Below are 15,217 nucleotides of genomic sequence, written 5' to 3' on the forward strand. Positions count from 1 at the left end.
CGATTAATCTTCTTTAGCAACAGCACCTATGTTATCAATATTTAGGTATTCAGCAATGTGCTTGACCAAAATATCTCGTGCATAACATTTAAACTTAAAATAATCATCGGTATTGTGAAAATAAACCCTTGCCACATGCATTTGAGAACCGTCAAACAAACCTTTAATGGTTATTTTTTTTAAAGATAAGGTTTGATTGCTTTGATAAACACGGTTCTCATTGTTTGATTCCGCTATCAAGAGTTGGCAACTGCATATTTTTCCCTTCCCATTGTCTAACCATACAGACTTAGCACCTTCTGGTAGTTTTAAGGAATAGTTGACCGTTATTTTGGTATTTTCGGGGAGTTCCCTTAATCTAGTTTCTAAGGTAGTTTGACTGTAGGTTACCGTCCCCAAAAAGATCAAACCTATCGTAAATAACAATTGTAAATATACCCTCATATTTTTCTATTTTTATGAATAAATAGCTAAAACTCTATTCTGTTTTTATAGCTAAACTCTAATCAAAAATTATATGTTGGGGAATTTATGTGGGGAGATGATTACGAAGAGTAATAAAAGAAAATCATACTATAATTTCAACTAATAAAAAATATATTTTTTTACATAAATTAATAGATATACCTCCGTTTTCAAGATTTAAATGTACAAAGACATATCCTACTATAACTTACAAAAAATGGGCTTAAATTGCTATTAATTAACGTTTTTTAACAAAAAAACACTAGCTCTATTTCGTATTTATTCTTCTTAAAATCTCAAAAGCTATTCTATGACAGACACAGAATAGCTTTTGGAATATTAGACTTTATCGCTTAATTTTTATTAACTAGTTAAGGTTTTAAGAACAGAAGATTTTAAAAATTTAGCTCGACGTTTAAACCCTTCAGGATCACTCATTAATTTATCAAAATAAGTTAATCCTTCATTCACAACAATCAAATAATCGACCACATCTTCTGGGTTTGCTTCTTTGATAACCCCTGTTTCCATCCAAGAAATAGCATGAGGAATCAATAATTCCTTAAAACGGTTATACATAACTTGAAAACGCTCTTTGATTCTAGGATGTCTCGAAGACAAATAATAGCAAGCATAAAAAACAGTTTGGTCCGAAAAAGTCAACCAATCCTCACTAAACATAACATCCAATATATTATTAAATCGTTCTTGTGGGTCTTTTGCCCCTAGCATTTGTTCTTTAAAAGTATCTTCATAACGCCCTAACAAAAACTCAACAAAAGCAACCACCATTTCTTCTTTGGTTTTGAAATAGTGAATTAATAAGCTTGGATTTACCTCCATAAGGTTTGCTATCTTTGCTATTGATGCGTTTTCAAATCCTTCTTCTTTTAGAATAATATAAAAATGTTCTAAAATTTCTTTTTTGCGTACATCTGCTTTACTTTTTCTGCCCATTGCATGTATTCTTTCTATGTTAGTTAATTTTTCAGGATAAGTAAGTAATTAAACAGAATTGATTATGCGTTCCATTTACAATCATTAGTTCTGCTTATCTACGTAAGTAGACGGACAAAATTTAGTCTACTATTCATCTGTTGCCCTTCCTATAGTAACAATGCTACTAACTGATCTTACTAATTTATTGCTCATTATCTTTGTCCATCTTAATTAAGAGCTATACTTCTATTTAACAAAATACCAATAATTAAGTGTAAAAAAAGAAGCATCTCACCTAATATTCAACAAATATTCAAATAATTTTCTAAATTATCATTTTTTAAAGCACATAAATAATAATACTCCATAGATTATTTGCTTCATGCGCTACTAGGCTTATGAGCCAATAAGCTAGCTTTATGCATGATTTTTTGACTTGTAGATTGATTACAATCAACGACTTTGTATAAATGCAATAGCAATTTCTTTGAAATGAACATTTTAGGTGCTATTACATTTATATCGTTGCCTGCCCTATTTTATTTATAATGCAATTTTTATTATTTCGCCTTGCTTAACCATTGGTCTTATGTTTTCAACCTTTCCCCAGTGTTTGTTTGCACTAGGTATTTGTGCAGGATACAAATGATAAACGGCAAACATCTTTGCATCAATTTCAATTTCTTGCTCTTTTGCACTTTTTAGAATCCAATATGGCACAAAAGCCAATTCAAGATTATCCATGCCCCCAATTGTTTCTGGATTCGTTGCATCGCCAGATATAAATATTTTTTTTCCGTGCCAGGTTATTAAATAGGAATAATGCCTACATGGAATTCCCAAAAATGTGTGTTTCGTTTTATATGCCTTTATTTCAAAGTCACTAATTGTTTCACTCAACATTTCTAATTCTGAGATATTGGAAACGCCAAATGTCTTTCCTCGTTTTTTTTTCATTACTTTTTTCAAATTCTTTTTCGAATAATGATCAGCATGTTTATGAGTAAAGATGAAAATAGAATTTTCTTTTATGCTATCTAACTCTGCTTTATCAAACTCCATATATCCATAGGCTCCAGACTTATATGGAAAATCTATGTAAAAATTTGTAATTCCGTCAGTCATGTGGAATCCACAGTTTCCGATAAATTCAATTTGAATCTCTTTTGTCTGTGAAAACCCCAATGTTGTCATTAAGCATAAAGTAATCGTGAAAATTATTTTTCCAATCGTCTTTGTCATTTGCGTTGTATTATATTGAAGTTGTTAAAATGGTTTATTCATTTCCTCTTTAGCTCACTCGTTCCTATCCTTTTAGACACGCTCTGCTTTCTGCATAAAAATATCTTATATTTTTTAGCGGGGTTCTGCGTAGTACTGTTTCGACTGCAACCTCACTCCGTTCATTAACTAAGTAACAAGCTCTTAACGCTAAAACAGCCACAATATATAAAACCAATAGTCAAGCACATAACACAGGTGAAATAATCGAATACAATTTTCCCATAGAGTGAAAAAATAAAAGATTATTTTTATTCGCAAAAAATTACATTTTTTGATTGTATAAATCAAGAAAAGCAAAATAAAATAAATCTACAAAATTCATTACCAAACACTTATCTTTTTCATTACAAATAAAAACACAGTTCAAAGTCTACAGGGGATAAAAAGTTGGTATTATCTTTGGCTCTATTCATTAAATTCTACCCCATTCTACTACTTATTATTATATTTACATCTATCATAAAAAATTTTAAGATCAACCAAACTAAGTTGAAGTGCTTATTGAATAATGAAGAAAAAAAACACCTTGTTATGGGAAATTAGTGGCAAAAACGTACAAGCTCCCTCTTATCTTTTTGGAACCATGCATGTTCGAGACAATCGTGCATTTAGAAAAATTGATTTTTTAAAAAGCTGTATAGAAAATTGTGCTGCTTTTGCTGCTGAATTTGATCTAAAAGATGCCGATCTTGCTCAATTGCAACAAGCTTCAAAATTGCCTAATGGAAAAACACTTCAGGATTTCTTAAATCCCAAAATTTATCAAAAACTTGATCGATTAGTACGTATAGAAACAGGGCAACAGCTAGAACAATTTAAATACAGTTCTCCAATTATTTTATTTAACCTTATTTCTGAATCGCAATTCCAAGCAGATAATCAAATGGCATTGGACAGTATGCTTTATACTATCGCCCAAAACGCCAATAAGGAGCTAATGGGATTGGAGACTTTTCATGAGCAAATGGCTGTATTTTCTAAGATTAACATAAAAGAACAATGTCGTTCTCTAAAAAAAATGGCAACCCATTTTAAACGTTTTAGAAAAGAACTAAGCAAAACAGCAGAGTTATATATACAAGGAGATATACAAGGCTTGCAAAAAAAAGCAAAACGATCTATAGGAGGCATGCGACAGGTTCTATTATACGAACGTAATGACCTAATGGCAGAACGGTTTGAACAATATGCCTGTCAACAAAGTTTGTTTGCCGCCATTGGTGCAGGGCATCTAGGGGGCAAAAAAGGCGTACTCCGCCTAATGAAAAAAAAGGGCTACAAAATTACTCCCATTTTTTATTAGTCTTACAATCGTTTTCCACAGAGACCACCCTAGCCCTAGCTCAATAAATAAAAGTTCCCCCACTTAAATATTCATTCATTTATGCGCTAAAGTTTGTAATCTCTAATCCTTATGTATATGCATCGACTTATCTTTATCCTTTTCCCCCTCTTGATTAGCCAACTAACAGTTGGTCAAGCCAGCTATCATTTAAGTGATTTTCAGATCAAACAAGATGCTCTTATAAAAGGCACGCATAGTCACACCAAGGGCTTAGACATACAGTTTAGGTTTTCACCTTATCAATTGGACAATACCACGCATGAATTTACCATAAAAATAGAAGCAAAAGAGCAGCTTATTGCTCAACAAAGTAAAACATTCACCTATCAATATACCGATAGCATTGCTTATTTGGTAGATAGTTTAGGAATTGATAGCCTCCCCAATTTAGATACAATCGTTCATTTATACATTCCCTATCGTGAAATTGCTGTTGAAGAAGGAGATTATACAACGAATATTACCATTACCACCAAAGGAAAAACCTTGCCTGTTTATAGCCGCCCTTTTTTATTGCATCAAGTCAAAATTTACGATTTGTTTTTAGCGCTAAAAACAGCGACCATCGTCCCTGACAGCAATGCCAATCCCTTGGGCTTGGGCTATCATGCCCCCGATCCCAAATGGTTGGTAAAACTTGGGGATAACCAAACGCTACACGGTCTTGTTAATCGAAACAAATTCAAAACTAAACCCAAGTCGTTTAGCACAACAATGACCAACTACGATAGCCTTATTGTTTGTGTCCATAATGCTGACCCAACTGCCGCTAATGACATGGGTTGTTTTTTAGTAGAACATGGGGCACAAAACTTCAATAAAAAGTATCAACAATTAACAATTGGTCATCGGATAAAAGAGGCGACTTTTGAGGTAAAAAAAATAGAGCGCAAGCCGATTTCTTCTCATTTCTTGGTAACGGAACAGGTTGAACACAAAGGTATCCAAGGAATCAAACTGGCGTTTAACTATAGCCTTCCCTTACAATACAAACGTAGAAATATCGGCATCAAAATAACGGATGAAAAACAGGCTTCTTTTGCCAACATAATGCCGCTTACACAACATCGAAAACAAGAGGACAACAGAATAATAGGTGCCTATAGTTATTTTATTCCTTATTACAATTTACAACATTCTAAACAAATTAAACTCTTACTAACGGGCAACGATAAAATTATCCAGCATCATAAATCAAAAGAGCTAACGATTGTCAAAACTGTTGACAGTGCTAGCCTTCAACAAACCGCAGGATATATACACAATGGTTTATCTGGAATTTTATACCAATTGGAGGTCAAATTTGATCAACTCCCTAAAGAAGGGCAACTAAAAATAGCATTCCCTAGTTTATCTAAAAAAACAATTGCTCAACTTTCTTATTGGACCAGTACAGCACCCAATAAAATCTATGCTGGTAGCCATCAAAAAATTCCACTGGTTTATCAACAAACTATTTTTGTTTTTTTACCTTATTTTGTAGCACCTCAACACATACAATTAACACCATATCTATTGTTTGAAGGCATTGATATACCCGCTATTCAATTGATTGCTTTTAAAAGCCAAGCCTATGCTTGTCCAAGTAGCCTCAATGATATTCAGATACACGCAACCAGTCATGAAGAACATTTGCAGGCAGGGCTTTCTGGACAATTGTTTAGGTTTAGTATGATTGTTCCTGACTACTATCACAGTAAGGGCTTCTTTGACCTTCAAATCTTAGCCAATGGAACAACCTTAAATCAAGGCTTTTTCATTAATAATGACGCCAATCAGCCCACTCAATTTCCGATACACAACCAGAAAAAAATTGAAGTATTTATTCCTTATCGTTTTATGCAAAAGGATGCGCATTATGAAGTCATCCTCCAAGCAAAAAGTAATAATTTTGCCCTCTCTGAATCGAGAAAGGAGCAATTTAACAATACTCTCTCGCCTGTTCAAACAATTGGTTTTTATCTACAACACTTAGTAACCAAAGATTGGGATCAAATTGTTTATAAGGTAGGTCTTCGAAACGATAAAAATCCCAATAGTACCTATGAGCATTTGGGGTATACAATTATAATACACGATACCATTTCTAACCACTACAAACCTGACTTTCCTGTTGCGCTAGATTTTGAGGCAGCCCTAAAGGATGAAATCATTATTTGGATTAAGGAAAAAGATCAGTCTGACGATCAAGCACTGCGTTTTAAAACTTCTATTGCTATGCTTCTAGAAGAAAAAAACACCTTATCGCTCCAGCATACCCCTTCGCTAAAAAAAGCTCTATTTAAGGCGATCCCTAGAGCCAATTAAGCAAAATATGACAAAAGTAATCAACCAATTCAGAATCAAGCAAGAACCGCTAAAAGAATCAAGTAATAGGGCTCGCAAGCCCTAAATCAAAACTCAGCTTATCCAACTTGTTCGATATTTATGTATATTTGCGGCATGAAATCGAACAAAAACACAACGGAGAATATACTAAAACGCTTGCAAATTGATGCGTTAAATGACATGCAGCAAGCAATGGAGACAGCTGCTCAATCTGCCAAAAACATTGTACTGCTCTCTCCTACTGGATCAGGGAAAACATTGGCTTTTTTATTGTCTTTACTAAAAACATTAGAAGAAAAACCAACACCTGCTGTCCAAGCACTTATATTGGTGCCCTCTAGAGAACTTGCGCTACAGATTACGCAGGTTTTTAGAAATATGCAAACAGGTTTTAAAGTTAATTGTTGCTATGGTGGGCATCCCATCAAAACAGAATTGCAAAATTTACAAATCGCTCCTACACTTTTAGTTGGTACACCAGGTAGAATTGCCGACCACTTGCGCAGAGAAAGTTTTGCAACAGAAGGTATAAAACACCTCATTCTAGATGAATTTGATAAATCATTGGAATTGGGATTTGCCAAAGAAATGTCTTTCATTATAGAACAACTACATAACCTACAAAGACGCTTTCTTACCTCTGCTACAACAGCGGTAGAAGTACCTGATTTTGTTCATTTAGAGCAACCTACTACGCTCAACTTCCTTTCAAAGAACCAATCCAACTCACTAACAACCAAAGCACTAATCACTCAAAGTGAGCATAGAGTTCGTGATTTCATAAAATTAGTCAACTATGTAGGGAATAGCGCAACACTTATTTTCTGCAACCAGAGGGCAACGGTAGAAAAAGTAAGCCACTTGCTCTTCAAAAAAGGAATTATACATGGTATATTTCATGGTGGCTTAGAACAAAAAGAGCGAGAACTAGCCCTCATCAAATTCCGAAATGGCAGCCACAACATCTTAGTAACAACAGATTTAGCAGCAAGGGGCTTAGATATTCCAACCATCCAAAATATCATTCATTATCAACTGCCGCATACAGAAGCTGAATTTATTCATAGAAATGGTCGTACTGCTCGGATGGAAGCCAGAGGAACCGCTTATCTAATTCTAGAAGAAGATAAACCTTGGAGAACTTATATTGATGAAACCATCGAATATATTGAGCTTCCTTTGGCTATCCCCCCTCTCAAACAACCAGAATGGCAAACCTTGTATATTAGTGCTGGCAAGAAAGATAAAGTTAATAAATTTGATATTGTTGGTACCCTCTTCAAAAAAGGACAGCTTCAAAAAGAGGACTTAGGTTTGGTGGTGGTCAAAGAGTACATTTCTTATGTAGCTGTCAAACAAAACAAGACCAAGCAAGTCATAAAAAACATTAACAAACAACGCATTAAAAAGAAAAAAGTTCTTATTGAGTTGGCTCGCTAATCGTTTGTTTATAAAGTCATTAATTTGCTTTTTAACATTAACAAATATAAATTTCACCCTTATTTTTCTATCTTAAGGGTCGTTTTCCCATACCTATCAAAAATTAAAAGTAAACAGAGTTAAAAACAAACCTCTTCATGTCCTACTATTAACCATTTTTTTTAACTCGATTATTGGTATTGAAAAAATATAAATATGAAATCCAAGTATTTACACTTTTTTTTGACTTGTTTTTTGACATTTACCATTCATAGTCTGTTTGCACAAGTAACCCTCACTGTACGCATTAACAGCGGAAATTCAAGCACAAGTTGTACGGATGGCTGGCTAGGCGGTGGTCCAGAACCTCATTGGCGTGTTCAAGTAGCAGGACAAGGATACACGACTTATCCTACTGCTGGCATTTGTTTTACCAACCCACCCAATACACAGTATAGCGAGCAGTTTAACTGCTCTAGTAGCTATCCTAGTACCTTGCAAGTCTGTTTACGGGCTTTTGAAGATGATGGTGGAGCCTGCGTTGTAAGTGAAAGCTGTTTGGAACAAATTTGCCAAAATTTCGCTACTCCTACCCCTGGTAATTCGATCACCTATGCGCTTAGTGTGGGTGGATCTAGTTCTGCCAATATCAACTTTACCATTTCGGCAACTGGTAGTTGGCCTCCTGGTTCTACCTATGATCAAGTCTGTAATGCCATCAATTTGGGTATCCTAAATTCCAACAGTTCTGTCGGCAATAGCAACCTAAGTAATTATGGTAACTTTTGTGCAGGTAATGCAGGCGACCCCAATCCATGGGGAGGAAATAACGATCAAGGTGTTTGGTTCCAATTTACAACAGGTCCTTCTCCTGCTGCTGTTATAGAATTTGATTTAGACAGTGACCCACAAGGTCGAGGCGATGGAATTGATTTGCAAGTAGCCTTATATGAATCAAGTAATGGTACTTGTTCGGGAACCTTAACCTTAGTTCAAGAAGATTATGAAGGAATTGGAACCGTCTGGGATGAAGACATGAGCGTTAATTGTCTCAGTCCCAACACAACTTATTTTCTATTGGTAGATGGCGAAGCTTATACTTTAATCACTGCAAATGGCGTAGAAGGCTTTTTTGGTTTGCAAATCAATGACAATGGCATTCAACAAGCAGGAGACGAAATATGCGATGCAGAGAATCTAGGCTTAGTTCCAGCAGGAGGTGCTGTTTCAACACCAGCTCTAAGTCGTTCTAATGTCTGTGCTACCAATATCAATGACCCAACCCCTGGAGCTTGGGGATCCGACCAAACCGTTTGGTTTCGCTTTCAAGCACCTCCCTCTGGGCATGTTTTTATAGAAGCAGAGTCAGATGCACTATTCCCTGTAGGAGTAGATGCCGTAGACCTACAACTAGCAGTATATGGAACCAGTACAGGGACTTGCACAGGTACCTTAGATCATATCTACAGTGATTATACGCCTGGCTTATTTGGAGAAGAAATGGACGTACGTTGCCTCACTCCTGGTGATAATTATTGGGTTATGGTAGATGGCTCCTCTCTAAATGTAGATGGCATTTTTGACCTAACCATCACCGATGGCGGACAATACCCTGCTCCCAATGATTTGATTTGTGATGCTATCCCCTTGGGCAACCCTGGTTCTGGCGGCACAGTAGGTTTGCTAAATCAATATAATTATTGCGCCAACAACCTATTTGAACCCATCCCAAACAACTGGGGAAATGATATGGGAATTTGGTACACCTTTATTGCTCCTCCTTCTGGAAAAGTTGAAATTCGCTTAAATGACTATGGCTTATTGAGTCAAGATAGAATTGATTTACAAGTAGCTGTTTATGACCTAACAGGAGCAGTTTGTACGGGTACACCTACCGAAATAAAATCTGAACACGATGGAATTGGCGTAGTATGGGACGAAGATATGTGGGTAGATTGCCTTATTCCTGGTCGTGAATATTGGATTTTAGTAGATGGCGAAGGGTCTTTGATTGATCCTGATCTTCGAGAAGGTCTTTTTGATATTGAGGTCTATGGAGATCCACAAGACCCACCTGCTGCCAACAACGAACCTTGTAATGCCATTGCTTTAGGAGATCCAACTGGTGGCGCTGTTTCTACCACTCCTACTGCCCTGCATGGTTCTCAAAATAATTTTTGTGCAGATGCTATTGGAGAGCCTCAACCTTCTAACTTTACAGCAGACCAAACAGTTTGGTACACCTTTGTAGCTCCTGCTACGGGTGCGGTACACTTTGACTTGAATAGTGATCCTGTCGTGGGCGGCGTTGATGCTATTAATTTACAAATTGCCGTTTATCGTACGCCAGGCTGTTCTGGTCCTTGGATTGAAGAAATTAGTGGTAGTGACATCACTTATGATGTTAGTATGGATCTTTGGTGTTTGGTTCCTGGTCAAACTTATTATGTACAGATTGACGGAGAACCTCCTGTTCTATTGGAAGGGCACGAAGGCTATTTTGATATAACAATTACAGAAATTCCTCCTGTTCCTGTGTCTCCTAACGATACCATTTGTGGAGCCGTTGCTTTGGGCAATCCTTGGACTACGCCAATTACCATTAACAATCAGCACAACCTTTGTGCAGGTGATTTGGGCGATCCCACTCCTTCTGCCTTTGGTACGGATCAAACGGTTTGGTATACCTTCACAACACCAACTACTGGCGGTCCCTTTGCGTTAGACATTCAGGCAACCTCAGATCTTCCTTGGCCGCTTGGCACAGATGCGGTAGATTTGCAATTAGCCGTTTTCGAATCCTCTACCAATACCTGTACAGGTACCTTAACCGAAATGACCAGTGAATATTCCGTTCTCGACTTATTCAATGAATCTATGAACGTACGCTGTTTAGAAGAAAATAAAACATATTTCTTGATGGTAGATGGTTCTGTTCTTAATGTACAGGGGTATTTTGATCTAAACCTTACTCCTGCTACTCCTGTCCCCATTCCTACCAATGATCTAATTTGTAATTATATTGATTTAGGAACGGTTCCCAATGCTGGTTCAATCAATAATGGGGTCGATTATTCCAACTTTTGCTCTGACATAGAAGCAGGAGAACCCAATCCTTTTGCCATAGAACAAACCGTCTGGTTTTCATTTGTTGCTCCCAACCATACTGGTGCAAACGCAACGGCTAATGTGACGGTTAATGTAACTTCTGATCCAGGTAATTTGGGCGACAATGTAGATTTGCAGTTAGCGGTTTATGAATCGAGCAATACACTTTGCTCTGGCACTATGAATTTGGTAGAGAATGGAGAAGCAGATCCATTAACTAGTTTTGATGCGAGTGCTAGTGTCACTTGCCTCTACCCTGGTCAACGTTATTATGTGCAAGTAGATGGTTCTATTTTAAATCAAGAGGGCTATTTTAGAATAGAGGTGCAAGATGATGGACAAGGCGTTCGTCCTCCTTATAATATGATGTGTAATGCTGTTAATTTAGGGACGGTTCCCAATGCTGGCAGCATTAACAATAATGTTAATTACACCAACCTATGTACTGACACCGAAACAGGAGAACCTGATCCTGCTGCCTTTGGTATTGGCAAAACGGCTTGGTTTACTTTTGTAGCACCACTTTCTGGCAATGTCACGATCAATGGGTACAGCGATCCCAACAACATTGGGGATGAGGTAGATTTGCAATTGGCACTCTATTATTCTGACGATAACACCTGTACAGGAAATTTCTTAGAAGTAGATAGCGATTATGATGCTTTAAACAAAGATGAATCGCTTACTGTAGATTGTTTAGAAGGTGGTAGAGTTTACTATTTGCAAGTAGATGGTGCTGGTGGCTTATTGGGAGATGAGGATGGTTGGTTTACTCTTGAGGTAATTGATGATGGAGGGACTAGCAACTTTCCTTATAACAATAGCATTTGCGATGCCTATAGTTTTGGCACCCCTACAGGGGTCATTCAGTCTCGCACCAACGAAAGTAATGCTTGCGCCAATATAGAAGTTGGAGAGCCTGGTGCTGGTGGTTATGCGACCCATACCGTTTGGTACCAATTTATTGCCCCTCCTTCTGGGCGAGTTGAAATCAATGTAGTATCAACCAATCTTCTGTTAGGAATAGACCCTGAAGTTTATATTCATGCTTCTTCTGATAATACATGTACAGGGGTGCTCACTGAAGTAGAAAGCTCTCTATGGCCAACGGCTCTAGTTACAGAAAATATAGAAGCGACCTGCTTAGTTCCTGGCAACGTTTATTTTATCCAAGTAGATGGTCAATTGCTAACCAAAGAAGGTACTTTTAATATTGATATTGTTGATCTAATGCCCAGTTATGGAACAGGGGCTGCGAATGATCCACAGCCCAGCAACGATAGTTGTGACAACGCTATTGTATTGCCCGTTCAAACGGAATCTTGCATCAATGGTGGCGGAACCTTCCAAACCAATAGTTATGGTTATCCAACCATTACCTATGACCCTGCTTATGCGCAAGGCTGCGGAGGCAACTGTGGAGATACTTGGTATCAATTTACAATGCCCGCTTCAGGAAATGCTGTCATTGAAGGAAACGATGATGCGGTTGGCGGTGTTACAGGAGATTATTCTGATTTAACAGTAGTTGCCTACACAGGTACTTGCAATGGTTTAACGCCTATTGATTGTGGACAAGGTGGTCTTAATAGCGATGTTTCCTTCCAAGTTGCAGCCGCACCTGGAACAACCGTTTGGGTACAGGTATTTGACGATGATGGAAATGATAATGGAGAAGATTATCAAATTTGTGTATCCGAAGGCTGTGGCTTTGACAATTGTTTAGATGCCTTATTGGTTCCTATGTTACCTAATGTTCCTTATTGTTGGAATACTTCGGGTGCAGAAGGGGAAGATATTGCCAACGGAGCTCCTGGTTATAATGAATGTAGCGAGGGAGACAATCCTGAAAATTCTGTTTATTACTATTTTGAGTCTGACTGTAATGGTAGTGATGTCACCTTACATATTATGAATGGGCAAATCAATGGTAGCTGTTTATTGGGTATTACCCCATCTGATGGATTTAATATTTCTTTATTCCAAGATGCAACGCCCTGCGACAACAATCCTACTGCTCTTGTAGATTGCCAATCGTTTACAGCTTGTGATGTTCAACCCATCAACTGGTCATTTACCTACACGGGCTTGGCTCCTAATACACCATATATGATTCAAATTGACGGTGGCTTTGGAAATGCAGGTGGAAACAATCAAGGTGAGGTTATGATTACAACAACGACCAATCCTATCTTAGCTCCTGTAGCTACTCCACTTACTTGTTCTGGTCTAAATGACGGTACTGCTGCTGCTGCGGTTACAGGTGGAGGCGTTCCTCCCTTTACGTTCTTGTGGTCTAATGGCGTTACTGATTCTGTTGCGACAGGCTTGGCTACTGGCAATTATACCGTAACGATTACAGGGTCCAATGGCTGTACAGATACCGCTAGTGTTTTTGTTGATGATGGCTTATTGGTTACTGCTGCCATGTTGCCTCCTACTCCTGTGACGTGTAATGCTGTTTGTGATGGACAAGCTATTGTTACAGGCATCGGTGGTACGGTAACAACAGGATATACCTACCTATGGGATGCTGCTGCTAATAATCAAACCAATGCTACTGCCACAGGATTGTGTGCAGGCACGTATTCTGTTTCTGTTTACGATGATTTGGGTTGTTTTGATTCTACGCAAGTAACCATAACAGAACCTGCTGTACTGTCCATTAATCTTATTAATAGTATTGCTTCCGACTGCGACTCATCGGTTTGTACAGGTAGTGCAACCAGTGTTGTTACAGGAGGATCAGGCACTTACAATTACCTTTGGTCTAATGGCAATACCAATGCTGTTCCAAGCGATTTATGTCCTGGCTTTAATGCCGTTACTGTTACAGATGGTCAAGGGTGTACTGATAGTACAAGCGTTATTATTACTGCGCCAATTGCGTCTACTCCTCCTATTATCAATCCACTAGCTGGTACTTTCTGTCCTAATACAACGGTTACGTTAACAGCTTCAGGGGGTATTGCAGGAACTGGAGCCGTCACCAATTGGTACACAGGACCTAATGGAACAGGGCTTTTTGTTGGCACAGGAAATAGTATCAATATCGTAACAGATACAACCAGAACCTACTATGTCCGCAGAGAAAGCTTATGTGGCAACACTGCTGATTCTAGCATTACTCTCTTTGTTAAACGTTATATTTACGCTGCCAACGGAACCAGTACCAATACTTATTGTACTGACAATAGTGGTTGGCATCATTTCTTTGTTGGGGACGATATTATTTTCTCCATTCAGGGAGATATTACAACAGGTGCTACAACTGGCTTTCCTCTCGTTACTATTTGGGATTCTACCGCTTATTATCAAGAATCGGAAGGTCCTTTTGCGCCAACTTCTTGTGCTACAGGCTGGACCCCAGGCGAAGAACGTTTTGAAATGGAACGAAGCTGGAATGTTGACCTTGGTGGAGGAGCTGTTAATGCTCCTTATAATGTCCGATTCTACTATGAACCAGCAGAACGAACGGCTATAGAAACGGCAGCGATCAACTGGATGGCAGCTTATCCTGCTTGTGGTTATACCTACAAATATCCTTATCCACTTGGTTTTTATTGGTTCAAAAACGAAGGCGCTAATTATGATGCTCCAATTTACGATAGTTTACATCTGTCTGGTCCTTTGGGTACGACCATTAATGCCATTAATTATGTAGAGCTTCAAAACATTACTAGTTTCTCTGGAGGTTCTGCGGGGATTGTTTTAATTCCTGTTGATCTATTACCTGTAGATTGGTTGTATTTTGATGGTACAACAGATAATAAAATCAACTACTTAAGTTGGGGAACTGAAACAGAAGACAACAGTGCTTATTTTAACATTGAGCGTAGTTTAGATGGCTTTAGTTTTGAGAAAATAGGCACCGTTTCAGCAAAAGGACAATCAACAAGTACCACACATTATACCTTTGATGATGTCAATCCTTTTGAAGGTCCTAATTATTATCGTCTAGAATTAGTAGATTTAGATGGAACCTCTACCTATTCTAACATTGTACTATTGAGCATCGAGCGAGATCATTTGGCTTATAATTTTTATCCTAATCCTACAGATGGTTACTTGTATTATCAATATGAAGCAAAAGACAAGGAAAAACTAGAAATCAAGGTATTAGATGTACTGGGTAAACTCATTGATGTAAAAGAACATCAAGCAGTAGTTGGTACCAACAATATACCTACCGATTTGAATGACTATCCTCCTGGAACTTATATGGTAAGCGTTCGCCATAAAAAAACAGGCTATGTTCACTTAGCAAAAGTCATCAAAAATAAATATTAACCCTAAGCGACTACTTTTCAGTAGTCGCTTTTTTTATTC

7 protein-coding genes are annotated in these 15,217 nt (G+C 37.7%); 4 read left to right on the forward strand and 3 right to left on the reverse strand.

Annotated features, from left to right (window positions below):
• Nucleotides 1-3 precede the first annotated feature (3 nt).
• The 3 genes from AsAng_RS12815 to AsAng_RS12825 form a co-directional block, all read right to left on the reverse strand.
• The gene (locus AsAng_RS12815) at nt 4-444 is read right to left on the reverse strand and encodes a hypothetical protein (RefSeq protein ID WP_264793191.1); all 441 of its coding nucleotides are present in this window, start codon (nt 442-444) and stop codon (nt 4-6) included.
• A 384-nt stretch (nt 445-828) separates the two neighbouring features.
• Nucleotides 829-1,422, reverse strand: a complete 594-nt coding sequence (locus tag AsAng_RS12820; protein WP_264793192.1) for a TetR/AcrR family transcriptional regulator — start codon at nt 1,420-1,422, stop codon at nt 829-831.
• Nucleotides 1,423-1,947: 525 nt separating this feature from the next.
• Nucleotides 1,948-2,646 carry an MBL fold metallo-hydrolase gene (locus AsAng_RS12825; protein ID WP_264793193.1) on the reverse strand — a complete coding sequence of 233 codons (699 nt, stop codon included), beginning with the start codon at nt 2,644-2,646 and terminating at the stop codon, nt 1,948-1,950.
• 550 nt (nt 2,647-3,196) lie between these two features.
• On the opposite strand from AsAng_RS12825, the gene AsAng_RS12830 reads away from it, so the two are divergent.
• From AsAng_RS12830 to AsAng_RS12845, 4 genes are all read left to right on the forward strand, one after another.
• Nucleotides 3,197-3,991, forward strand: a complete 795-nt coding sequence (locus AsAng_RS12830) for a TraB/GumN family protein (protein WP_264793194.1) — start codon at nt 3,197-3,199, stop codon at nt 3,989-3,991.
• A 117-nt stretch (nt 3,992-4,108) separates the two neighbouring features.
• Nucleotides 4,109-6,340, forward strand: a complete 2,232-nt coding sequence (locus AsAng_RS12835; RefSeq protein ID WP_264793195.1) for a hypothetical protein — start codon at nt 4,109-4,111, stop codon at nt 6,338-6,340.
• A 135-nt stretch (nt 6,341-6,475) separates the two neighbouring features.
• Nucleotides 6,476-7,801, forward strand: a complete 1,326-nt coding sequence (locus AsAng_RS12840; RefSeq protein WP_264793196.1) for a DEAD/DEAH box helicase — start codon at nt 6,476-6,478, stop codon at nt 7,799-7,801.
• A gap of 195 nt (nt 7,802-7,996) precedes the next feature.
• Complete coding sequence (locus AsAng_RS12845; protein WP_264793197.1) at nt 7,997-15,178, forward strand: T9SS type A sorting domain-containing protein; 7,182 nt, start codon at nt 7,997-7,999, stop codon at nt 15,176-15,178.
• Nucleotides 15,179-15,217 lie beyond the last annotated feature (39 nt).

Source organism: Aureispira anguillae (assembly GCF_026000115.1).
GTDB lineage: Bacteria > Bacteroidota > Bacteroidia > Chitinophagales > Saprospiraceae > Aureispira > Aureispira anguillae.